The 23,423-nt window shown below is 38.0% G+C and carries 23 protein-coding genes and 1 riboswitch; of the genes, 6 read left to right on the top strand and 17 right to left on the bottom strand.

The features are described 5' to 3' along the window. Nucleotides 1-793: 793 nt before the first annotated feature. On the bottom strand, nucleotides 794-2,371 hold the full coding sequence (locus tag H5084_RS13445) for a BCCT family transporter (RefSeq protein WP_182690798.1): 1,578 nt from the start codon (nucleotides 2,369-2,371) through the stop codon (nucleotides 794-796). 505 nt (nucleotides 2,372-2,876) lie between these two features. Between H5084_RS13445 and epd the strand changes: the two genes are divergently transcribed. After that, complete coding sequence (gene epd, locus H5084_RS13440; protein WP_182690797.1) at nucleotides 2,877-3,893, top strand: erythrose-4-phosphate dehydrogenase; 1,017 nt, start codon at nucleotides 2,877-2,879, stop codon at nucleotides 3,891-3,893. A 166-nt stretch (nucleotides 3,894-4,059) separates the two neighbouring features. On the opposite strand, the gene H5084_RS13435 is transcribed toward epd, so the two are convergent. Together H5084_RS13435 and H5084_RS13430 are read right to left on the bottom strand one after the other, a co-directional pair. Beyond that, nucleotides 4,060-4,353, bottom strand: a complete 294-nt coding sequence (locus H5084_RS13435; RefSeq protein ID WP_028870379.1) for a YkgJ family cysteine cluster protein — start codon at nucleotides 4,351-4,353, stop codon at nucleotides 4,060-4,062. Between the two features lie 121 nt (nucleotides 4,354-4,474). After that, nucleotides 4,475-5,011, bottom strand: coding sequence for an SCP2 domain-containing protein (locus H5084_RS13430; RefSeq protein WP_028870380.1), 537 nt, complete (start codon nucleotides 5,009-5,011; stop codon nucleotides 4,475-4,477). A 267-nt stretch (nucleotides 5,012-5,278) separates the two neighbouring features. On the opposite strand from H5084_RS13430, the gene H5084_RS13425 reads away from it, so the two are divergent. Both H5084_RS13425 and H5084_RS13420 read left to right on the top strand, forming a co-directional pair. Then, the gene (locus H5084_RS13425; protein WP_028870381.1) at nucleotides 5,279-6,274 is read left to right on the top strand and encodes a peptidase U32 family protein; all 996 of its coding nucleotides are present in this window, start codon (nucleotides 5,279-5,281) and stop codon (nucleotides 6,272-6,274) included. Between the two features lie 29 nt (nucleotides 6,275-6,303). Further along, nucleotides 6,304-7,182, top strand: a complete 879-nt coding sequence (locus tag H5084_RS13420) for a U32 family peptidase (protein ID WP_182690796.1) — start codon at nucleotides 6,304-6,306, stop codon at nucleotides 7,180-7,182. 76 nt (nucleotides 7,183-7,258) lie between these two features. On the opposite strand, the gene modC is transcribed toward H5084_RS13420, so the two are convergent. The 14 genes from modC to moaA form a co-directional block, all read right to left on the bottom strand. Continuing rightward, nucleotides 7,259-8,374 (bottom strand): molybdenum ABC transporter ATP-binding protein, encoded by a 1,116-nt coding sequence (modC, locus tag H5084_RS13415; protein ID WP_182690795.1) that lies wholly within the window; start codon nucleotides 8,372-8,374, stop codon nucleotides 7,259-7,261. After that, on the bottom strand, nucleotides 8,367-9,053 hold the full coding sequence (gene modB / locus H5084_RS13410; protein ID WP_028870384.1) for a molybdate ABC transporter permease subunit: 687 nt from the start codon (nucleotides 9,051-9,053) through the stop codon (nucleotides 8,367-8,369). The genes modC and modB overlap by 8 nt, the downstream gene beginning before the upstream one ends. Continuing rightward, a complete protein-coding gene (gene modA / locus H5084_RS13405; RefSeq protein WP_182690794.1) occupies nucleotides 9,053-9,868 on the bottom strand; it encodes a molybdate ABC transporter substrate-binding protein in 816 nt (271 codons plus the stop codon). The genes modB and modA overlap by 1 nt, the downstream gene beginning before the upstream one ends. Nucleotides 9,869-9,973: 105 nt before the next feature. After that, nucleotides 9,974-10,423: a molybdopterin synthase catalytic subunit MoaE gene (moaE, locus tag H5084_RS13400; RefSeq protein ID WP_182690793.1), complete on the bottom strand. Its 450-nt coding sequence runs from the start codon at nucleotides 10,421-10,423 to the stop codon at nucleotides 9,974-9,976. After that, the gene (locus tag H5084_RS13395; protein ID WP_028870386.1) at nucleotides 10,424-10,672 is read right to left on the bottom strand and encodes a MoaD/ThiS family protein; all 249 of its coding nucleotides are present in this window, start codon (nucleotides 10,670-10,672) and stop codon (nucleotides 10,424-10,426) included. Nucleotides 10,673-10,681: 9 nt separating this feature from the next. After that, nucleotides 10,682-11,164, bottom strand: coding sequence for a cyclic pyranopterin monophosphate synthase MoaC (gene moaC, locus H5084_RS13390; protein WP_182690792.1), 483 nt, complete (start codon nucleotides 11,162-11,164; stop codon nucleotides 10,682-10,684). Beyond that, complete coding sequence (gene moaB, locus H5084_RS13385; RefSeq protein WP_028870388.1) at nucleotides 11,164-11,682, bottom strand: molybdenum cofactor biosynthesis protein B; 519 nt, start codon at nucleotides 11,680-11,682, stop codon at nucleotides 11,164-11,166. Before moaB ends, moaC begins: the two co-directional genes overlap by 1 nt. A gap of 263 nt (nucleotides 11,683-11,945) precedes the next feature. After that, the gene (locus tag H5084_RS13380; RefSeq protein WP_259396801.1) at nucleotides 11,946-12,698 is read right to left on the bottom strand and encodes a molybdenum cofactor guanylyltransferase; all 753 of its coding nucleotides are present in this window, start codon (nucleotides 12,696-12,698) and stop codon (nucleotides 11,946-11,948) included. Between the two features lie 97 nt (nucleotides 12,699-12,795). Then, nucleotides 12,796-13,371 (bottom strand): NapC/NirT family cytochrome c, encoded by a 576-nt coding sequence (locus tag H5084_RS13375; RefSeq protein ID WP_028870390.1) that lies wholly within the window; start codon nucleotides 13,369-13,371, stop codon nucleotides 12,796-12,798. 15 nt (nucleotides 13,372-13,386) lie between these two features. Then, complete coding sequence (locus H5084_RS13370) at nucleotides 13,387-13,854, bottom strand: nitrate reductase cytochrome c-type subunit (protein ID WP_028870391.1); 468 nt, start codon at nucleotides 13,852-13,854, stop codon at nucleotides 13,387-13,389. A 114-nt stretch (nucleotides 13,855-13,968) separates the two neighbouring features. Further along, nucleotides 13,969-16,464: a nitrate reductase catalytic subunit NapA gene (gene napA, locus H5084_RS13365; protein ID WP_182690791.1), complete on the bottom strand. Its 2,496-nt coding sequence runs from the start codon at nucleotides 16,462-16,464 to the stop codon at nucleotides 13,969-13,971. Continuing rightward, nucleotides 16,461-16,736: a chaperone NapD gene (locus H5084_RS13360; RefSeq protein ID WP_028870393.1), complete on the bottom strand. Its 276-nt coding sequence runs from the start codon at nucleotides 16,734-16,736 to the stop codon at nucleotides 16,461-16,463. Before H5084_RS13360 ends, napA begins: the two co-directional genes overlap by 4 nt. Further along, nucleotides 16,733-17,215, bottom strand: a complete 483-nt coding sequence (gene napF, locus H5084_RS13355; RefSeq protein WP_182690790.1) for a ferredoxin-type protein NapF — start codon at nucleotides 17,213-17,215, stop codon at nucleotides 16,733-16,735. Before napF ends, H5084_RS13360 begins: the two co-directional genes overlap by 4 nt. Nucleotides 17,216-17,381: 166 nt before the next feature. After that, entirely contained in the window at nucleotides 17,382-18,359 is a 978-nt protein-coding gene (gene moaA, locus H5084_RS13350; protein WP_028867581.1) for a GTP 3',8-cyclase MoaA, read from the bottom strand. Continuing rightward, nucleotides 18,350-18,502, bottom strand: a riboswitch (molybdenum cofactor riboswitch). It overlaps the preceding gene by 10 nt. 65 nt (nucleotides 18,503-18,567) lie before the next feature. Between moaA and H5084_RS13345 the strand changes: the two genes are divergently transcribed. From H5084_RS13345 to dinG, 3 genes are all read left to right on the top strand, one after another. Beyond that, nucleotides 18,568-20,259, top strand: coding sequence for a histidine kinase (locus tag H5084_RS13345; protein ID WP_182690789.1), 1,692 nt, complete (start codon nucleotides 18,568-18,570; stop codon nucleotides 20,257-20,259). Between the two features lie 298 nt (nucleotides 20,260-20,557). Continuing rightward, nucleotides 20,558-21,193 (top strand): two-component system response regulator NarL, encoded by a 636-nt coding sequence (narL, locus tag H5084_RS13340; protein WP_028867583.1) that lies wholly within the window; start codon nucleotides 20,558-20,560, stop codon nucleotides 21,191-21,193. Nucleotides 21,194-21,365: 172 nt separating this feature from the next. Further along, a complete protein-coding gene (dinG, locus tag H5084_RS13335; RefSeq protein ID WP_028867584.1) occupies nucleotides 21,366-23,423 on the top strand; it encodes an ATP-dependent DNA helicase DinG in 2,058 nt (685 codons plus the stop codon).

Genomic DNA, 23,423 nt, shown 5'->3' with positions numbered 1-23,423 from the left:
CATTGATAAATCAAAAGTAACGATCCAAGAGTTCGCTCAAACACGTGATCAAGTTGCTTACCGTGCAGTGGTTGATGTGGATTACCACTTCACTACAATCAAAACACAAGACTAAATTAGTTTATCGTTTTAACTTATCATTAGAACGATAAAAAAAGGTTCATCACCGAGAATGCCGTTGACTTACATAGTTAGCGGCATTTTTTTTGTTTATTTATTTTGATGCCTGCCATTAGCCGCTACCAACTAGCAATCGGGCAACGAGTAACGAGTAAACCAGCTAAATATTTTTACCAATCTTATTGGTAATAGCAAGTGTGCAAAAACGAATCATTCTTGTTAGTTAATAGAGCATTTCTACATAGAAATTTTGTGCAGAGAGCAACCTATTGAAAGCAATTTTCTACCTTAAATCTGTTCATTTTTCTACTCAATCTTTAATCCCATCCCCTATTTTCTTTAACAATCAAAAAGCGATAAAAAGGTTGAAGGAAGGTTAAAAAATGCTAAGTGCTAACGGATTAAATCAAGACTTTATACCCAATATAAAAGATCCCCTCGTTTTTACTTCTGGGTAGACAACTCGAAACCTCTTATTTTTATATAGGGCGACGTTGTAATATTCGTAAAAGACCGGTTATTTGAGACATGCAATTTTTTACAATTACAAGAAAATGATTGGCGCTATTAAAAATAGTTTTTAAAAAGTACAAACAAAAAAGGCCGATTAATCATTGATTAATCGGCCTTATAAAACCTACTTATAGTCTAGCGTGTTCAACTAATCCATAAATTATTTATCACGCGGTTCCGTTCTCATTCCCATGATTAAACTAACACACATAATTAACAAAATAATGGTGAATGGTAATGCAGTGGAAATTGCCCCAGCTTGCAGTGCCTGAATCGCTTCTGTACCACCAACCCACAGTAATGCAGCCGCAATAGCACCTTCAATTAACGCCCAGAAAACACGTTGTGGAACAGGCGCATCAACTTTACCACCGGCAGTAATACTATCGATCACTAAAGAACCAGAGTCAGAAGAGGTAATGAAGAATACCAATACTAACACAACAGCCAATAATGAAAGCATGCTACCAAATGGTAATTGATCAAACATTTGGAACATCGCTAATGGTACTTCAGTTAAACCGTTAGTACCTAGTTCACCAACATTGTTAATCACTTGATCGATCGCCACACCACCAAATACTGACATCCAAAGAATAGTCACAGTGGTTGGAATGATAAGTACAGCCATTAAGAATTCACGGACAGTACGTCCACGAGAAATACGCGCAATAAACATACCTACAAATGGTGACCATGAAATCCACCACGCCCAATAGAAAACTGTCCAACCGTGCATCCAAGCTTCGTCTTCACGACCCATAGGGTTACTTAGTGGAATGATATTTTCTATGTAGCCCATTACAGTAGTAGGAATAGTCCCCATCGACACTGCCATTGTCACTAGTGCTACAAACAATACTAAAACAATAGCTAACAGCATATTGATATTACTGATGACTTTAACACCACCATCAATACCACGTACAACTGAAACTACCGCTAACAGGGTCACCACTACAATGATAATAATCTGCGTGGTTAAGCCAGAGTCAATACCGAATACATGATGGAATCCACTTGCAGCTTGTTGTGCACCTAAACCTAATGATGTTGCTAGGCCAAATAAGGTAGCGATAACAGCCAAAATATCAACGATATGACCAGCAATACCCCAAGTACGATCACCTAAGATAGGGTAAAAAATAGATCGCATTGAAAGTGGTAAACCTTTGTTATAAGCAAAAAATGCTAATGACAATGCAACTACACCATAGATAGCCCAAGGGTGTAGACCCCAATGGAACATCGTTGCACCTAATGCCAGTTTTGCTGCTTCCGGTGTATTAGGTGTTACATTTAATGGTGTTTCATACCAACCAGTGAAATACGCGACAGGTTCTGCAACGCCCCAGAACATCAATCCAATACCCATACCTGCAGCAAAAAGCATTGAAATCCATGACATGGTTGTATAATCACTTTTAGCATCATGACCACCAAGACGGATTTTACCGTAAGGTGAAACAATTAAAATCAAACAGAAAATAACAAATATATTTGCAGACCACATAAATAGGCCATCAAATGCGCCGATAATTTGCCATTTGATTCCATCTAATGCCGCTTTTGAAACTTCTGGATCAACTACCATAATCGCAATTAAAAACAGGGCAATTAAACCTGCACTAAATCCAAAAACAGGGTTATGAACATCAAATCCCCATTTTTGAACGTTATCCTGACCTACAGTGTAATCGGTGTTATCGATACTGTATTTATCTTTATTTAAACTCATTATTCCTCATTTAGAGCAAACCGCTCTTAATTATTAATCCATATTACCGAATAAATGATAACAAACGTGTTTCGGCGAAACATAGTAACAAAATGAATGTTACATTTCAGTGGAACATCCATAATTAAATCATATTTATCTAAAATCAAGCTAAAAACACGCCTTAGTCAGGAACTAAATGGCTAAACTGTTGCCCGTGTACCGCTATTGTGAGGTATTAAAAAAACAAAAAGATATTTACAAATATTTATTTTTTATTTTGTTTCTCTTCGCCATAGTATTTATTGTACGTTTGATTACCTCCTTTAAAATACTAGGCTTCGATTCACTATAACTTCACTTAGAATCACTCGGATTCAAATAATGAATGTATAACTTATTGTTATAACTATCTAATCGATTTTATTTAAAATGAAATTTGAAACGCTTAAAAATGGGTAATTGATAGATAATTATTGGCTTTTTTATTACAATGATTTTTTTACTTATTTCAAATGGAATGTAAATGTCACTTCGAATTGCAATAAATGGTTATGGGCGTATTGGACGTAGTGTTGTTCGTGCATTATTTGAGGGAAATCATCAAACACAAATCGATATTGTCGCGATCAATGAGTTGGCGACACCGGAAGCGATTTGTCATTTAACGCAATATGATTCAACCCATGGACGCTTTCCTTTTGAAGTTTCACAAAGCCATGATTTACTGATTATTGAACACCACCCTATTCAGTTGCTCGCATTTAAAGAGATCAATGAGCTACCTTGGAAAGCGCTTGATATTGATATAGTGATTGACTGTACTGGGTTATATGGCACAAAAGCAGACGCTAATGCACATATATTGGCAGGGGCAAAAAAGGTCATCTTCTCTCATCCTGCCGACCAGGATGTTGATGCCACTGTGGTATATGGTGTTAATCACCAACAATTAACGGGTGATGAGCAGTATATCTCTGGCGCATCTTGCACCACTAACTGCATTGTGCCAGTTATTGCCAGCCTAGACAGTGCATTTACTATTAAGTGTGGCACGATCACCACGATCCATTCTGCGATGAATGACCAACCTGTGATCGACTCTTACCACCATGATTTACGTCGAACACGTGCAGCCAGCCAGTCTATTATTCCAGTGGATACCAAATTAGCAGCCGGTATTGAACGTATTTTGCCTAAGTTTGCGAATAAGTTCGAAGCCATTGCCGTGCGTGTTCCAACCATTAATGTCACCGCAATGGATCTGAGCATCACTGTTGATAGTAAGGTCTCGATTGCGGAAATTAATGCCTGTTTGAAACAAATAGCAGAAACTGAATTAAAAGGTATTTTAGGTTATACGGAAGCACCTTTGGTGTCTGTCGATTTTAATCATGATCCTCGTTCGTGCATTATTGATGGAACGCAGACTCGAGTGAGTGATGGGCATTTAGTAAAACTATTGGTGTGGTGTGATAATGAATGGGGATTTGCAAATCGTTTATTAGATACTTGCCTACACTTTAAAAAATTAGCTGAGTAGTCATTGTTAACATCTAAACTCGGTACACAAAAGGTGTTTAGATGTTAAACCATTTAATAACAGAAATATTCATCACGATGATTTAGCTTAAAAACTATTCTTCAGTGCACTAAGCTTCAATAATCAGGCTTCAATATACTAGGTTTCGTACATTAGGCTTCGTACATTAAGCTTCAATGAATTCAATACTGCATTCATAAGAGCCCATTTCAAAAATCCTACAAACCCAAGGCCTGTTCTCATAGATAGTACACAGCTTTGTTTCTCGATCAACACAGATACACCAACCATCATCTAAACGTTTCATAGTTTCCCCACCCCATTGATCGCGCTTAATAAACCGTTCAGGCACACCTGTATCGGTAATTAACATGACCTCTAACTGACAACAAGCAGCTTTACATTTAGAGCAGGTTAAATCAGGGCTATTCACTTCTTTTATTGGGATCGGGTTGGTCATTTTTTCACAATTAGTTAACATCAAAGTGCTAAGCCTATAGGGCTACGTATGTAAAAGATAGTTTGATGTTTATTTTTTACTTTAAACACTCTGATTTTACGTTAAACATTCTGATTTTATATTATGCAACGATATTTTTAGTCGAAAGATCCTCTGTATTCAAGGCTAACCCTTTTTTTACAAAACCTGAAAAGTGCGCGAGTGTTTTTTCTGCCAATGACGGTAACTGTTCAAATTCAATATTATCCATTAAGTTTTTAACTTCTAACCCCAATTCTGTGTCACCTTCAATACTTAAACGGCGTTGAAAGAACAAAGTATCAGGATCTTCTTTTCTACCTGCCACTAAAATTAAATCATTCACAGTTGCGGTAAAAGAGACATCTGTCTGCGGTGCATTTTGCTTGATAATAATATGGTTATTTTTGAAACTTAAATACCAACTCAGATTTAGGTCACTAATGGTCACTTTTAGCCATTTTTGTTGTAAAAATTCAAGGTCCCCATCTTCAATAGCTTCTTTAAACACACAACTCACAATGCTACTTAAACACTTTTGTTGAACTGAAAAAGGTAAAAAACGACTCGGTAATGCTAATAAAGACGGTGTTTTAACTACCAATTGTTGCTGTATTTTATTGCGTAATGGAGTGAACATGGATTTCCTTATTAAATGCTGCCTTTTTCTAGGACAAACAACCATTAATTTTTAATTTGGCTGATTATAAACGTACCTCTAAAAGGACGACTTGGCTTAAATCAATTTAACGGTGATCAATTAGACGATTGTTTGTAAGTAATTTACTCAAAACAGAATAAAACAGGTCAACATAGCTAAATGAATCGTGTTTGCCTGCCCTATATCAATAAAACTATCATCACTTTTTTTACAATAACCCCATTGAAAATTACTAAAGGAAATAACATGGAGCTTTTATGCCCAGCAGGTAGTTTGCCCGCATTAAAAACCGCTATCGATTGTGGTGCTGATGCCGTCTATGTGGGATTAAAAGATGATACCAACGCGCGTCATTTTGCTGGTTTAAATTTTAACGATAAAAAGTTGGCTAAAGGGGCGCAGTATGTTCAAGACCATAACAAACATTTACATGTTGCCATTAATACTTTTGCGCACCCAGGTGAACAAAAACGATGGTTTAATGCTGTCGACAAATGTGTTGATTTAGGCGCAAATGCCGCCATTATTGCTGATATTGCGACGTTGGATTATGCGGTTAATAAATACCCTGAATTAGAGTTACATTTATCGGTACAAGCATCAGCCACTAACACCGCTGCCATCGATTTTTATCAAAAAAACTTTAATATCAAACGCGTTGTTCTGCCAAGAGTGTTATCCATTCATCAAGTAAAACAGTTATCACGTAATACCGATGTTGATTTAGAAGTGTTTGCCTTTGGTAGTTTATGCATTATGGCGGAAGGTCGTTGCTATTTATCCTCCTACTTTACCGGTGAATCACCTAATACGGTGGGTGCATGTTCTCCTGCTAAATATGTTCGCTGGCAAGAAACGGATAACGGCTTAGAGTCTCGTTTAAATAACATTTTAATAGATCGTTACCAAAGCAACGAAAAAGCCGGTTACCCAACCTTATGTAAAGGTAAATTTATCGTAGATGATCAGCTTTACCACGCACTAGAGGAACCCACCAGCCTTAATACTTTATCGATGATCCCTGAATTAATGGAAACCGGTATCACCTCAGTCAAAATTGAAGGCCGTCAACGTAGCCCTGCTTATGTTGAACAAATTACGCGCGTTTGGCGAGCCGCTATTGATAGCTATCAACAAGCTCCGCAACGTTACCAAGTTAAAAAAGATTGGGATGCGGTATTAGCGAATGTTTCAGAGGGCAGCCAAACAACTTTAGGTGCCTACCATCGTGACTGGCAATAGTGTGCTAACGGTTTAAAACAGGGAAATTTATGAAATTATCATTAGGGCCTTTATTATATTACTGGCCAAAACAAACCACTGAAGATTTTTATCAACAAGCACTAAACAGTGATGCAGATATCATTTATTTGGGTGAAACTGTGTGTAGTAAACGTCGCGAGTTAAAAGCACGTGATTGGATAAGCCTAGCTAAAGCCTTAAATAATCAGGGTAAAGAAATCGTATTATCAAGTATGGCGCTTTTAGAGGCGCCTTCTGAAGTAAAAGTATTAAAGCAACTTTGTGAAAATGGTGAACTTTCCGTTGAAGCAAACGATATTGGTGGGATTCAATTATTATCTGAAAAGAAAGTCCCCTTTGTTTGTGGTCCTGCCATTAATTGTTATAACGCACATGTGCTTAAATTATTTGTTAACCAAGGAATGCAACGTTGGGTTATGCCAGTAGAGCTTTCCCGTGACTGGCTACAAAAAGCATTAACTGATGCACAAGCGATGGGGATCCGCGAACTTTTTGAAGTGGAGGTCTTTGCCCACGGCCATATACCGCTCGCTTATTCTGCACGTTGCTTTACTGCTCGCTCAGAAAACAAAGCTAAAGATGACTGTGAGTTATGTTGTATTAAGTACCCGCAAGGTCGTATTACAAGTACCCAAGAAGGGCAACAAGTCTTTGTTTTAAATGGGATACAAACACAATCAGGTTATTGTTATAACTTATTAAATGATGTTGAAAGCATGAAAGGATTAGTGGATGTTATACGCGTTAGCCCAAGCTCGTTGGATAGCTTAACAACTGTACAGCAGTTTAAGCAGCAAATCCTAGGCGACCAGCAAATAATTAAACACGATAATTTACAATGTAATGGCTATTGGCATCAAATCGCAGGCCTTTCTTTACAGCAATAAGTATTCAACCAGAGTCCTCAGATTAGCCGTTATATATTAGTCGCCGCATTGCTGTGGCGGCTCTATGATGACATAGCTAATTAATGATACTCATGGTTTTTACATGCGCAAAAACGTTACTGCCGATAGCGAGATTAAGTTTGTTAAATGAGCGTAAGGTTATATAAGCATAGATAAATTGTGAGTTAATTTTTAACGTTAATATCACCGCTTTTTGTTGATCTTGAGAGAAATCTATCACCTGTGCGGCGATACAATTTAATAAGGAACTCCCCACAATCGGCTTAAGTGCAACGATCACATCTCGACTATTAATTTTCACCTGTATTTGCGTTGTTAATGGTGCTTGGTCAGCTGATATAAATAAGGTTTGTCCATCTAAACAGCCCTTTATCAACCCTTCGTCTGAATCGAATTTTTTAACTAATACGTTTAAAATCAAGCCTTGATGAGCAAACTTAATCAATGACAATTCACTGTCTAAAAACAGTTGTTGCGGCTCACCGATTGCTTCTATTTGGCCATTATTAACCAATACCATTTGTTTACTCAGATAAAATAGCTCATGTTCTGAGTGAGTAATATACAAAATCGGAATACGTTCACTAATTTGTTTAATAAAGGGTAATAACAGCTGTTTGCTACTTGCGTCTAATGATGAAAGAGGTTCATCCATCACCAGTAATTGCGGGTTAGTTAATAACGCACGCGCAATAGCGATACGTTGCTTTTGGCCTCCGGAAAGTTGTGTCGTCTGGTGATTTAGCAATTCCTTAAAGCCTAACTTTTCAGCCAGTTCTTGAATAGTAAAGGTACTGTTTTCGGATTTATTAACCGCCAGTTGTAAGTTTTGTTGTACATTTAAATGCGGGAATAATCTAGGCTCTTGAAAAACCACACCAATGTTTCTTTTCTCCACCGCCACCAGCAATGGTTTGTAAACCGCACTTTTAGACCTAGCATTATTGCTTTCAGGTTGATTCAACCAAATCTGTTGTTGAAAATGGATCTGCCCTGTGCATTGTTCTAAACCAATTAAGCAACGTAATAAGGTTGTTTTACCCGCACCTGAATCACCAAAAATAGCACACACACCGGATAAAATTAGCTCACCTTTAAAGTGCAATGTTCTGGTCTTATGGCTTGTTGCGCTGTTAATTTTGAAAGTTTTTTGAATATCGAACTTAAGCATTTAACACCCGTTGCTGACGCTTTTGTAAGAAACCATAAATGACCACCAGCAGTGACATTGAAAATACTAATAAAATAAATGAAAGTTGATGTGCAGAGCTATATTGTAAAGATTCCACATGGTCAAATAATAAGATAGATAAGACCTGTGTTTCCCCTGGAATGTTCCCGCCAATCATCAATACCACGCCAAATTCGCCAATGGTATGTGCAAAGCCCAATGCACCTGCAATAATAAAGCTAGGTAATAACATCGGGAAAATTATTTTGTATAACCGTTCATACTTTCCATAACCAAGGGTGGAACTAACTTCTAAATAGGTCTTATCGAGGTGAACAAAAGCACTTTGTAATGGTTGTACTACAAAGGGAAGTGAATATATCACTGAAGCGATAACTAAACCTGTAAATGAAAAAGCCAATGAGGTTTCATTAAAACTCAGCCACCACTGCCCTAAAAAATGTTCCGGCGAAAAGGCGATTAACAGATAAAAGCCAAGTACCGTTGGCGGCAAGATTAAGGGTAATGCCACCAACGACTCAATTAAAGGACGTAACTTTGCTTTGCTGCGTGCTAACCACCAAGCTAATGGCGGTGCCATTATCATCAACAAAATAGTGGTGAGTCCTGCTAACTTTAAAGTCAGCCAAATCGCTTGATAATCACCTGCGCTGAGCATCAATTATAACCTTGTTGTGCAACTTGCTTTTGTATCGTAGAGGACAGTAAAAATTGCTTAAACAACTCCGCTTGCTGACTTTTTTGATCATTGATGATCACACCGTATTGGGTAATAGGTTGGTGCCACTGCGGAGGAATCAATACATAATGTGTTTGCTGTTTTTGAATTACCGCGGCGTAAGATACTAAACCCGCGGCAACACTTTTAGAAGCAACAAACTGAAAAGCTTGATTAATATTATTACCTTTAACGTAAGGTTGCGTTTGCCATTTTTTAGTAAAATTTAGTGCTTGCTGGGCTGCGATGCCATAGGGGGCAAACTTAGGGTTAGCAATAGCAAGCCTATCTTGATAAGTCATAAAATCATCTAGCGTAGGTTGATGGTTAAGTGCTGGTTGCCAAAACACTAACCGTCCTTGAGCATAAATGAAACCAAGGTGCTGCGCTGTTTTATTCGCTTCAACCAATAATTGTACATGTTTTTGATCCGCCGATAAAAACAGGTCAAAGGGAGCGCCACGTAATATTTGTTGGTAAAGGGTCGCGGTGGAAGCACTGGAAATATTAACCTCAATCGCAAACTGTTCGGTGAACTGTCGAGCAATATCTAACGCGGCGACTTTAAAGTTACTAGCAACGGCAATATTTAAGGGTTCAAGATTAAGCGCTTTAATATTTTTAGCCGGTTTTTGATTATTCAGTGACTCAAGCGGCTTTACTTCTATCACAGCAGCTATCACATTTGCGGTTATTAATGAGCTAACAAGCAACATCACAAAACATAAAAAACGCTTATTTAATCTCTTTAACATTTATTTCCACCTTGGTATTACGTTTATATGTTATGCCACTTATAACTTCAATCTACTTTCAACAGTCTTAGGTTAAGTTTGAAAGACAGCTCACTAACTTGCGACTTAACTTTGCCACTTCGTCAGTGCATGTTGATCGTGTTCTCTTGCATCTACCCATTTAGTTTCACCGTTTGCCATGGTTTCTTTTTTCCAAAATGGAGCCTGTGTTTTTAAATAATCCATAATGAATTCACAAGCTGCGAAAGCATCGCCACGATGTTGGCTTGCAATACCAACAAACACAATTTGATCAGAAATAGTCAACTGCCCCACGCGGTGGATAATGGTAAAGTCAATGATATTCCAACGCTGCTGTGCTTGCTGAACAATATCCTGTAAACATTTTTCTGTCATCCCTGGATAATGCTCTAATGCGAGATCACTGACATCTTGACCTTCGTTAATATCTCGAACCAATCCAGTAAATGTTACGATAGCTCCTATTTTAGTGGTGCTTTTTAAGCGGTCGTACTCAACCTGTTGGTTAAAATCTAACTCCTGAACACTGATCATTTAACCTCCTGTAACGGGAGGAAAATAAGCCACTTCATCACCATCTTTTAAAGGTACGTCATTAGCTACCATCGCTTGGTTAACCGCTTTTAAACAAGGTTGGCTAGTTAAAATAGACGCCCATTCTGTTTTATGGTTTAGCAAGTGAGTAAATAATTGCTTAGTATCTTCAGCATTTTTTGCATCAACTTGTAATTCTCTAACACCTAGCTGTTCACTTAACTTGGCAAAAAATAGTACTTTAATCATCCTAGTTCCCTATTCCACGGCTTTGAAGTGGCCTGATTTCCCACCTGTTTTCTCTAATAATTTCACTGCGGAAATAACCATATCTTTTTGAATTGCTTTACACATGTCATAAATAGTTAATGCAGCAACTGAAGCGGCGGTTAGTGCTTCCATTTCAACGCCGGTTTTGCCAGATAATTTACATAAGCTTTCAATACGTACTCGATTCATCTCTGTTTCTGCTGTGATATTTACTTCCACTTTTGTTAATGCCAATGGGTGGCAAAGTGGTATTAAATCAGAGGTTTTTTTAGCAGCCATAATACCTGCTATACGGGCAGTCGCAAATACATCACCTTTATGGTGTTGACCATTAACAATCAAGGCAAGTGTTTCCGGTGACATATCCACATAAGCTTCGGCAATAGCTTGACGGACGGTCACTTCTTTTGCAGTAACATCAACCATATTCGCTTTGCCGTCTTGGTTAATGTGAGTAAAGGTTGCAGACATTATTTAGCTCCTAAATGCGGCATAAAGTTACATGGTTTATGCTGTGCGTTGATTTGCTCGACAATGATTTTTGTCCATGCCGTTTTACATGCCCCAGTTGAACCTGGCATACAAAAAATAACAGTATTATTAGCAAACCCAGCTAATGCACGACTTTGAATCGTTGAAGAACCAATTTCTTGGTAAGACACAGCGCGAAATAACTCACCAAAGCCTTCCACTTGTTTATCAAATAATACGGATACAGCTTCAGGCGTAGTATCACGAGCAGTGAATCCTGTTCCCCCCGTGATCATGATCACTTCGGTCTTATCATCTGCTATCCATTGCGAAACAACTGCCCGAATTTTATAAGGGTCATCAATCACTATTTGTTTATCTGTTAATTGGTGTCCAGCTGCCTTTAGCGCCTCAACTAAGTAACCACCTGAAGTATCTGTCGATTCGTTACGAGTATCTGAAACGGTTAATACTGCAATGTTAGCAGGCGTGAATTCTTTGCTTGAAAGATGGCTCATGTTAATCCTTATAATTTTTAAATGGTTGCTTTGTTCTGGGTAAATCAGAATAGCATTTGTCATAGTAGCTATCACACTCATTAATAGGCTTATTTTATCAAAAAATAACTGCATTAATGTTGTCTGTACCGATTTATTAAACCCTATTTTTTCTAAAATCGGTGTCACTGTAGTTTGTTTTTGTTGTATCAAATTGAGGAGTATTAGTGCTCAAATAACTTTTTAAAACTGTGTAAGACGACTTTTAAAGTGCTGTAAAACGACTACTTAAACTTGTCCGTCTGCATCTTACTATAGGTTGCCAAACAACGCTGCCATTGCTCCGGCGTGTTGGTATTTTCAAACCTAAATAGGTCAACTTGCTGTTGACTTATTGCCTCTATATTTAACGTTTCAATTAAACGATATAAAGAACGCTGTTTTTTATCTACAGCGCTGAGTGCCTGATCTAAATAGGTTAATAATGTATCATTCAGCGATAATAACATTGGAAACGTCGTTTCTTTGTAATATACGCCTTGTTTACCTGTAATAGATTGATTTGTAAATTGCTTTATAAAATGTTGCAGTAATTTTTTACAATCTTCTACCGCTAATAACGGCATATCCACTGGCATAATAAATAATGCATCATATTTTTTACTTTGTTGCGTGTTGCAATATTCTTGAGAGGAATGCTCTGATCTACTATGCAGAGAGTGATCAACCGATGCCCCCCCCTGCTTTTGTTCACTAAGTTGTGTCGCGCAAGCTGCTATGCCTGCAATGGGCCCCAACTCAGATTGTGTATCTACGATACAATTAAACCCTTGGTAATCACCGCTAACGTAACAATCCTCAAAACCTGCAATCTGCAATAAATTAACTGCACGCGATAATAATGTATGATCTTCAATAGTGAGTTTGGCTTTGTCCTGCCCCATTCTAGATGATTGCCCACCCGCTAATACGATACCCGCTATGTTCACATTGGTTCCTAATGGTGTTGTGTTTATAAAATCGATTTTGCCTAGCAACTATTATCCTTGTAACTATAATGCGATTCTAGGATGCGGATCTAGGCAATAAAAAAGGAGCTTAAAGCTCCTTTTTTATATTAGTATAACGTCTAATTTACCAGCCTTCTATGCCTTTCATATCAGGTAATTGATGCGCAATACCCTTGTGACAATCAACACAGGTTTTGTCGCCTGAAGCAAGTGCTGTTGAATGTTGACTCACACTACGTTTACCTTGTTCACTGAAATCCATATATTCAAACTGATGACAGTTACGACATTCCTGTGAGTTATTTTCTTTCATCCTTTGCCATTCGCGATTAGCTAAATGCGCACGCCGAGCTTTAAATTTTTCATCTGTATCAATGGTGCCCATTGCAAATGCAACCAACTCTTTAGATGCCTGTACTTTACGAACAATTTTATCTGTCCAATTATGTGGTACATGACAGTCTGAACAAATAGCACGTACACCAGAGCGATTTGAATAATGGATAGTTTCACGGATCTCTTTAACAATCGGAGCATGGCAACCAGAACAAAATGCTTCGGTATTAGTTGCTTCCATGCCGGTATTAAAACCACCCCAGAAGATGATCCCACCTAAAAAGCCAATCACTAGAATAAATCCAAATGAGGCGGTCGAAGGTGATTTCATGATCACCCATAAACGCTTTAATAGTTTAAGCATAATTTGTGCTCCCGCTTAGCGTAATGAATCTACCGGTGTGAATGTATTATCAACCAGAGGCTTAGCATCTGCTTGTGTCACATGACACTGTAAACAAAAGTAACGGCGAGGTGAAACATCAGACAATGTTGTACCTTCACGAGTAATAAAGTGAGTCACACTGACTTTAGTCGCTCCCATCGCACCTGCATTTTTAAAGCTATGACATGATAAACATTTGTTGGCATTTAAATTCACTTGATAACCACGAATAGAGTGTGGAATCATTGGTGGTTGCTGAACATAGTTACGATCCATAAGATGCTGTTCTCTTGGCACTTTTTTAAGTGCTTCCGATTGATTAACGTCTGATATTTCAACTAAACCACGTAGAGATGGCACACCACCATTATTTGACATAACAACATCATCGGCACTGTAAACACTAGGTACAGATAATGCGATCACTGATGCAGTAAAAATCGCTGTGATAAATTTTTTCATTGCTTTTCTCCATCTTGTTATATTTTTATAACAAAGAGTCCATTTAATAGAGTACATGTGTTGCTTACGCTACTTGCATCATCCAAGTAGCGCTCTTTTATTAGCGTTGCTTAATTACGCTTTTTTAGTAACTTTTACAGCACATTTTTTGTAATCGGTTTGTTTTGATAACGGATCAGTTGCATCAAGGGTTAACTTATTAGTTAACTGTTTGGCATCAAACCATGGCATAAATACCAACCCTTTTGGTGGACGGTTACGTCCTCGTGTTTCAACACGAGAGGTTAATTCACCACGTCTTGAAGCCATCACAATTTCATCTCCACGACGTAAACCACGTTGTTGTGCATCATCTGGGTGCATAAACACAACAGCATCAGGAAAGGCTTTATATAACTCAGGTACACGTCGAGTCATTGAACCTGAATGCCAATGCTCTAGTACACGACCAGTGCTTAACCATAAATCGTACTCTTCATCTGGAGACTCGGCTGCTGGTTCATAGGGTAATGCAAAGATAATCGCTCGTTTATCTTTATGGCCATAAAACTGATACTCAGTTCCTTTTTCTACGTAAGGATCAGAACCTTCACGGAAACGCCATTTCGTTTCTTTGCCATCAACCACTGGCCAGCGTAAACCACGTACTTCATGGTATCTGTCGTATGGTGCTAAATCATGACCGTGGCCACGACCAAAGCTTGCGTACTCTTCAAACAGCCCTTTTTGTACATAGAAACCAAAGTGACGCGCTTCGTCATTTAGTTGCTCGTCTTTCACTTCATCTAGACCAAATGCATCGACTTGACCATTACGGTAAAGTACGTCGTACATAGTTTTGCCTTTCACTTCAGGCATTTTTGCAATCAGGTCAGCATCCCATACTTCTTCAATTTTGAAGCGTTTAGCAAACTCCATAATTTGCCATAAATCTGATTTTGCACCTTCAGGTGACTTAACCTGTTGATGCCAAACTTGAGTTCGACGCTCAGCATTACCATAAGCACCTTCTTTTTCTACCCACATTGCCGTTGGTAAAATTAAGTCACCTAATTGTGCAGTCACGGTTGGATAAGGGTCAGATACCACAATAAAGTTATCAGGATTACGGTAACCCGGAATCACTTCTTCATTAATATTTGCAGCAGCTTGTACGTTGTTATTACACATTACCCAGTAAGCATTTAATTTACCGTCTTTTAACATACGGTTTTGTAAAGCAGCATGATAACCAGGTTTTGCTTCAATAGTGCCTTCTGGTAATTTCCAAATTTTTTCTGCTATTGCACGATGTTTAGGGTTTTTAACTACTAAATCGGCAGGTAAACGATGCGAGAAAGTACCTACTTCACGAGCAGTACCACAAGCAGAAGGTTGGCCCGTTAAAGAGAATGGACCTGAACCAGGTTGAGAAATTTTACCGGTTAATAAATGGATGTTGTACATCAAGTTATTAGCCCATACACCACGCGTATGTTGATTGAATCCCATGGTCCAGTAAGAGGTCACTTTAATTTTAGGATCTGCGTAAATCTTAGCTAATTTAATGAGTTTATCAGCTGGGACACCTGACATTTTTTCTGCATATTCGACATCAAATTCAGACACATATTCAGCAAACTCATCAAAGGTCATTGGTGTTGAAGCACCAGAATCCGGATTTTTAGCAGCTTGTTGTAATGGGTGTTCTGGGCGTAAACCATAACCAATATCGGTTGTTCCTTTACGGAAGTTAGTATGTTTGCTAACAAAGTCTTTATTTACCGCATCATTTTGAATAATGTAATTAGCAATGAAGTTTAATATTGCAAGGTCAGTTTGTGGCGTGAAAATCATACCATTATCAGCTAATTCAAATGAACGATGTGTGTAAGTAGATAACACATGTACGCTTACATCTGGGTTGCTTAAACGACGGTCAGCTAAACGAGACCATAGGATCGGATGCATTTCTGCCATATTCGATCCCCACAATACAAATGCATCCGCATTTTCTAAGTCATCATAACACCCCATTGGCTCATCGATGCCGAAAGTACGCATAAAGCCACCTACCGCAGAAGCCATACAATGACGTGCATTTGGATCAAGGTTATTAGTTCTAAAACCCGCTTTCATTAATTTACTAGCAGCGTAACCTTCCATTACAGTCCACTGACCAGAACCAAACATCCCTACTGCTGTAGGGCCTGTTTTTTTCAAGGCATCTTTGAATTTCACTGCCATAATATCAAAAGCAACATCCCAAGAAACAGGTTCAAATTCACCATTTTTATCGTAAATACCATTGGTCATACGTAATAGTGGCGTTGTTAAACGGTCTTTACCGTACATGATTTTAGAAAGGAAATAACCTTTCACACAATTAAGGCCTTTATTCACTGGGGACTCAGGGTCACCTTGTGTTGCCACCACTTTACCTTCCTGTGTACCGACTAAAACACTACAGCCTGTTCCACAAAAGCGACATGGCGCTTTTTCCCATTTGATTTTAGTTGCATCCTTGCTGGCTATAATATTACTAGCTGATACGGGTAATGCTATGCCTGCAACTGCAGCAGCTGAGGCTGCCGCTTGTGCTTTCATAAACTCACGTCTGGTAAATTTCATTGTATTTCCTCGCTGTTATTTTGCGTAGATTTTTCAAACTCGTGGTAAACAAGACTAGTGTGCACTACACCATCAATGTCATTAATTTGGTCAATGCATTCCATTATTTGGCGTTGATTAGCCGCTTCAATAATGACAATCGCTTTTCCATGCTCTGTCACTGTTACTAACTCCGCTCTAGGCATCGTTTTGATGCTATTAGTTAAGTCTAGTATTTGTTCAGATTTAACATGCACAATTAAGCTCGATACATGCAACTCTTCTTCTTTCATTTATGTTCCTTAATGCTAATGGCGCTGGTTGGACAAGGAGAAAAGCACGCGCCACAGCCATTACATAGCTCTAAATCAATTTCAGGTACTGCGTTGATCCCAATTTGAAAGCTCAAAGCTTGTTCGGGGCAACTTTCACCACAACTGCGGCAGTAAACGTTTTGGTTTGCTAAACAACTGTCTGCGATCATTGCTTTTTTATGCCAAGGTATTTCTGTTGTTACGGTAAAAATATCTTCTTGACAAGCATCGGCACATTGTCCACAAAACGTACATTCGCCGAGTGAAAAATCTATCACTGGGAAACCTGCATCACCTTGCACTATGATTTTTTCAGGACAACTGGTTATACAGTTTTTGCACTGAGTGCAGTTATTTACAAATTGTTGGTTGTCTTCAATCCAGGGCATTAAATTGTTAATCACCAAATCTGATTGTCGACGAAATAAATTACGTTTGTTTATATCAATGTCAGGCATGGTTAAACTAATTGTTAAATTAATGTGAATGAAATATTCAACTAACTTTAGCAGAAGTATTATAAAAAAAGAGGTTATCTGAAGTGTGTTTGATATGGATCAAGAGATTTATGAAGGTTTGAGACATCCCCCGCAAAATGCGGAGAATATTTAATCAAGTCAAGAACTAACCGCCTATTGAAGCTAAGTGTGGAGTGCCTCCTGAAAGTCCTAAATCAAGAAAATGCGATGATTTTTTCAGCTGTAAAGCAGCAACGATGGTCTCTTTCAGTTGCTCCTTGTCATCACTATTTTGTAACAAATGACGAAGGTCAACTCCCTCTTCACCAAACAAGCATAAATGTAATCGGCCAACAGATGACACGCGTAAACGGTTACAATTATCACAAAAATCTTTGCTATAGGGCATGATCAAACCTATTTCACCCTTATAATCTGGATGAGTAAAAACTTCTGCTGGACCATCGTTTGCGTAGCGAATTTTTTGTATCCATTGTTGGCTTAATAAGGCCTCTTTAATACTTTGACCGGATAAATGATAACGATTAAAAAACTCAGTATTATCTTCGGTCTGCATTAATTCAATGAAGCGCAGTTGAATCGGCTGATCTTTGATCCATTCTATGAAGGTGTTGAGATCGGTATCATTCAAGCCTTTCATCAAAACACTATTTACTTTAACTTGCTTAAACCCTGCGCCTGCACAAGCTTCAACCCCTTCCATTACTTTATGAAAGATATTTTTACCGGTAATAAGATTAAACGTATTCGCATCAAGACTATCCACACTCACGTTGATCGCACTTAGGCCGGCTTCAAACCATTCCACTGCATGTTTACTTAAATTAAAACCGTTAGTAGTGGTGGCTACTTTTTTGATCCCATCGGTATTAGCCACTTGCTTGATAATGTTAGCAAAATCTTTACGCAAACTTGGCTCTCCACCGGTAATTCTTACTTTGGTAGTGCCTAGTTCTGCAAAGGCATTGATTAAGTTTTTAATTTCACCTTCTGATAAAAATTGTTTTTGATGAGTTCGTTGGTAGCCATCGGGCAAACAATAATTACATTTAAAATTACATTCATCGGTGATCGACAACCGTAAATATTCAAATTTACGGTGATATTTATCTATTAATTGCATGGTCAGTTCCTTTCCAAACACGGGAGGCAAACCCATTTCTAAGTTTACCCTTCTTAACCATTTATGGGTTAAGCGGCTTGTCTAACATATTTACCAAAAGTTATGGTAAACTTAGTGAAACAAGCTCGGAGCTAAATTAAATAAGATGACATCACCCTCCCTATCAAGGAGACTCTATCAACTCGTTACCTATTATTCTTAACTATGTATGAAGATTAATCTACTATTTCATTCACTTTCTATCACAAGAGTGATTTCAACATTCTCTGTACTGCTACTTATTATAGCAGGAACGCATACGCTTATTTTTATTACAACGTCTCACAGCCAAGCGAATAACAAAGAAGCTATCACTAATCTGGTGAAGCTTAAACACAAAGCCATTCAATTTCTACATGCAGATTCATTGGACCGCGATTTAATCCACCGCTCTCTTAATAGTTTTTCCCCTTTATTAGCGAATAAACTATTGGAGAATAAGTATTTTGATGTCAATGCGATTCATTTTTCGAACATTAACCTACGTGCAGAGCTAGTTACTCTACAACACCAGTTATATCAACTTTCAGAGCAAGAATTGCATGCTCAGTTAAACAATGTTGTTGAAAACGCAGAGCTTACTATTCATCAATATCAGCAACTACTAGAAAAAGAATCATCGGTTATTTTAGTCTCAGAAATCGTTGTTTTCTTGCTTATTTCATTAAGTGCCCTATTCCTACTTATTTATTGCCGACGTTACATCGTTGCGCCAATTAACCAGCTAGAAGCTAATGTTAACTCGATATCAAACCATCACTTTAATGTCGAATTCTCTGATCATGATAATGAAATTGGTGCGCTTTCAACCGGCCTTCAAAGTATGTCAGCAGAACTTGAATCTTTGATTAACGCGATGCAGAAAAAAGTATTTGATAAAAAAACAGAATTAGAAAAAGCCAATGAAACGATTCAATTCTTGTTCACTATTTCGCAGCAACTTAGTACCGTTAAGCTAACCCACTCAATTATTCGTGATGCCTTAAATGCGCTCGCTAAACAAACCAACTTAACGAAGTTATGTTTGGAGTTAGAGAATGGAATTGAAATTGACAGCGATATTGGGTGTGCCACAGAAACAGGTAATAATAAACGTATTCCTATCAATATTAACGGTAGCCCATACGGTTATTTAAACTATATTAATGGCATTAACGACAGTGAAGATAACTCCATCATTAATAGTTTCAGTAGTTTACTTGCTCGCGCCTTGTACCAAGAAGAATACAGTTTACAAGAACAAAAACTATTATTAGTCGAAGAGCGTGGTGTTATTGCACGAGAATTGCACGACTCTATTGCGCAAGCTCTATCTTTCCTGAAAATTCAATGTACTGTTTTACGTCGACAATTAGAGGCCAGCGCTGACAAAGAGAATCAAGGTGCAAAAACATCTGTTAACAATATCGAAGAGGCAGTAACGGAAGCCTATGTTCAGTTGCGTTCATTACTCTCTACTTTCCGCTTAAACATTGGTGTGTCTGACTTTAAAGAAGCCGTCGTTATAATGATTTCACAACTACAAAAACAAACGACCGCCAAGATCAAGATGGGAAAATTCGATTCTAATTTCCAAACTCACGCGAATCAACACATCCATATGCTACAGATAGTCAGAGAAGCGATGATCAATGCAATGAAACATGCTGATTGTAATAACATTGTGATCAACTGTGTGGCTGAAGAAAAGCAAGTCGTTATTACCGTGCGCGATGATGGCATTGGTATTGAAGATAAACCGGGTAAAAATAATCACTACGGTATTGAAATAATGAATCAACGTGCAGAAGAACTTAATGCTGTTTTACAAATAAAAAACCTAACGATTGGCACCGAAGTCAAACTTACCTTCAAAATTTGAGCAAATATTTACAATTGTTTATACCTATGATTATAAATCACTTATAATTCACATACCTGTTATTAACCAAGGTATATGATTAATGCTCAGGTTCAAGTGTTTAAGCAAATAATCATAGACAGACTTAATGTAAAAACTCAGGTTCAATACCTGCTTGTTTTATATTGTGTATAGGCATTTATGACTCGCAAATAATTTTTTTTCATTTTGATTGATAACAGTTATACCCCCACTCACCGTTTACATTTATACTTGTGAGCAATTGTAAGTTAATCATGACCAATTAAAGGAATCACAAATGAACAATGTATCTACAGTTATTGTTGTTGATGACCACCCACTTATGCGCAAAGGCATCACTCAACTACTCAGTATTGACCCAAATTTTGTGGTAATTGATGAAGCAACAAACGGAATTGAAGCCGTCAGTATGGTCAAAAAACAACATCCCGATATGGTGTTATTAGATCTAAACATGAAGGCTGTGTCTGGTTTAGAAACACTTAAAGCATTACGTAATGATGGCATCACAAGTAAAATTGTCATGCTTACTGTTTCTGATGCTAAACAAGATGTTATTTCGTTAATTAATCATGGTGCTGATGGCTATCTTTTAAAAGATACCGACCCTGAACGTTTACTTGAGAATTTATATGATATTAAACAAGGTAAATTAGTAGTCAGTGACGATTTACGCCCTTACCTAGATTGCTTGGATCAAGAAAACAACATTCGAGATAAACTTTCTTCGCTTACGCGCCGAGAGAGCCAAATAATGCAAGAAATTTCACGTGGCTTAAGTAACAAAGAAATTTCTGAAAACCTGAATATTTCAGAAGGTACGGTTAAAGTTCATGTTAAAAGTTTGCTTAAAAAACTAGGCATTAAGTCACGTGTTGAAGCCGCGGTATTATTCTTAGAACAACCTAAGTAACCCCTTTGCATCAGAGCTTATAAGCTCAATATAACGTGAAAAAATGACTCCTTTGTTGTAATTCCACAGCTAAATAACCTTTATTTTGGTAGACTCCCGAAATAAAGGTTTTTTGTTTTTAATTGCCATTTATTTTTGTTTATTCATTGCGCCGAGAAGACTACCTATATTTATGCTTTCAGACTCACTAAAAAAAGAAATTAGAGCTAATTATGAACTCATAACAAAAGCTCTGCCTCAATTTAAAGCACGTAAAGCTCAAAATTATTTAGTGGCTGAAATCGCTAAAGTGTTAGCAGGTAACTATGATAAGTCACGACGTATTTTGGTGGCTGAAGCCGGCACTGGAATAGGTAAGTCTTTAGCTTACATATTGGCAGGGTTACCGGTGGCCTTAAGGCTGAATAAGAAACTAGTTATCTCTACTGCAACGGTTACCTTACAAGAACAATTAATCAGTAAAGATTTACCGTTTTTTCTACGCCACAGTGATTTTAAATTCACCTTCACTTTAGCAAAGGGTCGACAACGCTACTGTTGCGAGCATAAGCTACTCAACCAACAACAAGATGAGTCTCAACAAACACTCCTGTTTACTGAAAAACCGCAACCGGGTGATAGTGAATTATTAAGCAAAATGCGTAACGCATATTTAGATGGCAAATGGAATGGGGATCAAGATAGCTGGGCAACACCTATCCCTCGTCGTATTTGGCAACAAATCGTGTCCGATAAACACAGCTGTAAAAAAGCCTTATCAAATCACCGACAATGCCCATTTCATCGAGCACGGGACAATATCAATAAAGCCGATGTAATTGTGGTTAACCACGCTTTGTTACTAGCTGACTTGGAATTAGGAGGAGGCGTTATTTTACCTGAGCCCGATGCCTGTTTCTATGTACTTGATGAAGCTCATCATTTACCCAAAATATCACGCGACTTTTCCAGCGCAAGCGTGAATATCAAAACGAGTCAAGATTGGCTAAAAAAAATCAAGCAAGTCAGCACACATATTAATCGTGTTGTGCACCGCCAAACGACCATTACCCCCGGCCTAACTATGTTAGAAAGTGCTAATGAAATGGTTAATGATTTACAAGCAATTGAACTATATTTTCGTCATAACCCGCTTAATTACAATAAGTCTAATCAATATCGCTTTCCAATGGGTGAAGTCCCTGAAGGTATTGTGAATGCACTGATTAATTTAAAAGAAGAGACCAAAAAGTGTTTAAGTGCAGTCAATAAACTCTCTACCATCACATCCGAAGAGTTGAAAGACGCTAATATAAAGTTATCCGATGCAGAACCTATTTTGATTGAAACAGGTTTCTATATTCAACGTTTAGAGAACTTGCTTGCGCTGTGGAAAATGCTATTAAAAGATCGAGCGACGCATCAAGCCCCCATTGCAGCATGGGTAAACAATGAAAATGACGGGTTTACCCTTTGCGCAAGTCCACTTGAAGTCGGTGGTTTGTTAGAATATATGCTCTGGTCTCAAGCGGCAGGTATTATTTTATGCTCCGCGACATTAACATCATTAAACAGTTTTGATTATTTTATGCGTCAATCTGGTTTGAAAAATAATGATGGTACACAATACCTACGTCTTAAGTCTCCATTCGATTATCCTGCGATCCCTCTCAATATTGCCAATATGAAAAAGGATCCCACTGAATCTGGTTTTGATAACGAATTAATCGATAACATTGCGCAACGTATACAAGAAAAACAAGCTAATTTAGTCTTATTCGCTTCTTATTGGCAAATGAACTTAGTGGCGGATAAGTTACGCCGAAAATTTCCTAAAGCGTTATTAGTACAGGGTGAAACGTCTCGCACAAAAATGATCAGCAGCCATAAAAAGAACTGCGATCAGGGATTGACCAGTATCCTATTTGGTACAGGCAGTTTGGCAGAGGGTTTAGACTTGCCAGGGCATTACCTGACCAATTTAATCATTACCAAGCTACCCTTTGCAGTACCAGACTCACCCGTTGAAGAGGCGCATGCAGAATGGATCACGTCAAAAGGAGGTAATCCATTTATGCAAATTACCATACCAGAGGCCAGTAAAAAATTGATACAATCCTGTGGGCGTTTAATTCGTAAAGAAACAGACACAGGACAAATTACCTTATTAGATAAACGCGTAATAACCAAACGTTATGGCAAAAGTTTAATTGATGCCCTTCCCCCTTTTGCTTTAAATGTAGAGAAATAA

The organism is Psychromonas sp. SR45-3 (genome assembly GCF_014163575.1).
In the GTDB taxonomy this organism is placed as follows: Bacteria; Pseudomonadota; Gammaproteobacteria; order Enterobacterales; family Psychromonadaceae; genus Psychromonas; species Psychromonas arctica.
Note: the sequence above shows the minus strand (reverse complement) of the source record. Positions and strands in the feature narration are given on the sequence as shown.

What these genes read in the sequence shown, in the direction of transcription:
- H5084_RS13445 (WP_182690798.1), bottom strand. Translation starts at nt 2,371, where the DNA reads ATGAGTTTAAATAAAGATAAATACAGTATCGATAACACCGATTACACT.
- epd (WP_182690797.1), top strand. Translation starts at nt 2,877, where the DNA reads ATGTCACTTCGAATTGCAATAAATGGTTATGGGCGTATTGGACGTAGT.
- H5084_RS13435 (WP_028870379.1), bottom strand. Translation starts at nt 4,353, where the DNA reads ATGACCAACCCGATCCCAATAAAAGAAGTGAATAGCCCTGATTTAACC.
- H5084_RS13430 (WP_028870380.1), bottom strand. Translation starts at nt 5,011, where the DNA reads ATGTTCACTCCATTACGCAATAAAATACAGCAACAATTGGTAGTTAAA.
- H5084_RS13425 (WP_028870381.1), top strand. Translation starts at nt 5,279, where the DNA reads ATGGAGCTTTTATGCCCAGCAGGTAGTTTGCCCGCATTAAAAACCGCT.
- H5084_RS13420 (WP_182690796.1), top strand. Translation starts at nt 6,304, where the DNA reads ATGAAATTATCATTAGGGCCTTTATTATATTACTGGCCAAAACAAACC.
- modC (WP_182690795.1), bottom strand. Translation starts at nt 8,374, where the DNA reads ATGCTTAAGTTCGATATTCAAAAAACTTTCAAAATTAACAGCGCAACA.
- modB (WP_028870384.1), bottom strand. Translation starts at nt 9,053, where the DNA reads ATGCTCAGCGCAGGTGATTATCAAGCGATTTGGCTGACTTTAAAGTTA.
- modA (WP_182690794.1), bottom strand. Translation starts at nt 9,868, where the DNA reads ATGTTAAAGAGATTAAATAAGCGTTTTTTATGTTTTGTGATGTTGCTT.
- moaE (WP_182690793.1), bottom strand. Translation starts at nt 10,423, where the DNA reads ATGATCAGTGTTCAGGAGTTAGATTTTAACCAACAGGTTGAGTACGAC.
- H5084_RS13395 (WP_028870386.1), bottom strand. Translation starts at nt 10,672, where the DNA reads ATGATTAAAGTACTATTTTTTGCCAAGTTAAGTGAACAGCTAGGTGTT.
- moaC (WP_182690792.1), bottom strand. Translation starts at nt 11,164, where the DNA reads ATGTCTGCAACCTTTACTCACATTAACCAAGACGGCAAAGCGAATATG.
- moaB (WP_028870388.1), bottom strand. Translation starts at nt 11,682, where the DNA reads ATGAGCCATCTTTCAAGCAAAGAATTCACGCCTGCTAACATTGCAGTA.
- H5084_RS13375 (WP_028870390.1), bottom strand. Translation starts at nt 13,371, where the DNA reads ATGCTTAAACTATTAAAGCGTTTATGGGTGATCATGAAATCACCTTCG.
- H5084_RS13370 (WP_028870391.1), bottom strand. Translation starts at nt 13,854, where the DNA reads ATGAAAAAATTTATCACAGCGATTTTTACTGCATCAGTGATCGCATTA.
- napA (WP_182690791.1), bottom strand. Translation starts at nt 16,464, where the DNA reads ATGAAATTTACCAGACGTGAGTTTATGAAAGCACAAGCGGCAGCCTCA.
- H5084_RS13360 (WP_028870393.1), bottom strand. Translation starts at nt 16,736, where the DNA reads ATGAAAGAAGAAGAGTTGCATGTATCGAGCTTAATTGTGCATGTTAAA.
- napF (WP_182690790.1), bottom strand. Translation starts at nt 17,215, where the DNA reads ATGCCTGACATTGATATAAACAAACGTAATTTATTTCGTCGACAATCA.
- moaA (WP_028867581.1), bottom strand. Translation starts at nt 18,359, where the DNA reads ATGCAATTAATAGATAAATATCACCGTAAATTTGAATATTTACGGTTG.
- H5084_RS13345 (WP_182690789.1), top strand. Translation starts at nt 18,568, where the DNA reads ATGAAGATTAATCTACTATTTCATTCACTTTCTATCACAAGAGTGATT.
- narL (WP_028867583.1), top strand. Translation starts at nt 20,558, where the DNA reads ATGAACAATGTATCTACAGTTATTGTTGTTGATGACCACCCACTTATG.
- dinG (WP_028867584.1), top strand. Translation starts at nt 21,366, where the DNA reads ATGCTTTCAGACTCACTAAAAAAAGAAATTAGAGCTAATTATGAACTC.